The following is a 1,415-nucleotide window of genomic DNA, read 5'->3' as shown; positions in this document are numbered from 1 at the left end:
TCTCTAAACCTTAATCAATAATCTCCCGCGCTCCCTTTAATTGGGACTGCAAAGATACTAATATTTTATTATCACGCAACATTTATTTTAAAAAAGTTTTCCTAAAATATATCCCGCTTTATAAATATTAATCCGTACCTATTTACTTTGGTTATTTTAACCTTAATAAACATGAGATTCTTTTTTTGCTTATCTAAAAGCTCCTCTGCGCTACCTACTATCTCTCGTTTTCAGTGTGGCAAAAATAGAATAAATCATTAATACAAAACAAGTATATTTAACTTAAAGTTTATATTAAAAACTTATTGTTGGTAATTTATAGGTCTAACTTATTGGCTTTTTATAGATTAAAATAATTTTGTACTTATCCACAATGTTCAAAATAAATTATAAGGTTTGTCGACTAATGGTCTTATTGAAGCTAAATGATGTATAAGAATATCAATTTATCGGAAGTAATAAGACGTAAAATATCGAAAAACATTTAAACGCTCATGGTTTTTGAAAGCATATGAGGTTTATGAAGGTGAGATTATAATAAAATGTTCTAGAGAATTCAATTGGGGTAGGAGCTTTGTGTCAATGCAATTTAATTCTATCGCAGGTTAATAGATAGTAAAACTTATTATTGAACTAACTAATTTGATCTATCATACTCGGGTTAGCTATTTAAAAAGTTAATATTAAAAATTGGGAAGATATATAATTTAAACTTACTTTATCGAAAGTAAAATATGACCTATAGATATAATAATAGATTAAAACAACACAATAATTAGTGCTAAAAAAATCTAATTATATATTACGGTAGAAGGAATAATTCAAATTGTTCGTCACAGATTGATCTTAGAGTCTATATGTTCAGAATATTAATCTCTAATAAGGTAAATTGCATTTTTTAAGTATGTAAGGACTGCATATAGAAAAACATTAAATTAGCGCTAAGCACCAAGAAATGGATGATAATCTTTATCTGCAATGGTGTTAACACTTAGCGATGATAGCAGCTTTAATGATATGTATTAATAAGCAATAAGTAAGATTTAGAAGGATAATCCTGTTTTAGATTATTAATTGTTGTTTTTAAAATTTGGCTTTTATTACTTTTTTTGGGGTTCTTTTTCTGGGAATTAGGTTTCAGGTATATGCATAAAAAAACCTCACACAAATTGTATGAGGTTTTTAAAAAAACTGGCGGCGACCTACTCTCCCGCGTTAGCAGTACCATCGGCGCTGGTGGGCTTAACTTCTGTGTTCGGAATGGGAACAGGTGAGCCCCACCGCTAAAACCACCCTAAAGGCTGTATATAGCTGTAGGCAGTAGGCTATAAGCTTAAGGCTTACAGCGTAAAGCTTACTGCTTTTTATCGGTAAATTTCATCACAAAGGCAAAACCAGTGTCGCACTTATAAGGC

At 30.2% G+C, this 1,415-nt stretch carries 1 rRNA gene; it reads right to left on the bottom strand.

The annotated features are described in order from the left end of the window. Positions 1-1,189: 1,189 nt before the first annotated feature. Positions 1,190-1,297: ribosomal RNA gene (gene rrf, locus BLR30_RS17490) — 5S ribosomal RNA — on the bottom strand. Positions 1,298-1,415: the final 118 nt, after the last annotated feature.

The organism is Chryseobacterium taeanense (assembly GCF_900099685.1).
Classification (GTDB): domain Bacteria; phylum Bacteroidota; class Bacteroidia; order Flavobacteriales; family Weeksellaceae; genus Chryseobacterium; species Chryseobacterium taeanense.
This window is presented reverse-complemented; position numbering and strand designations above follow the sequence as displayed.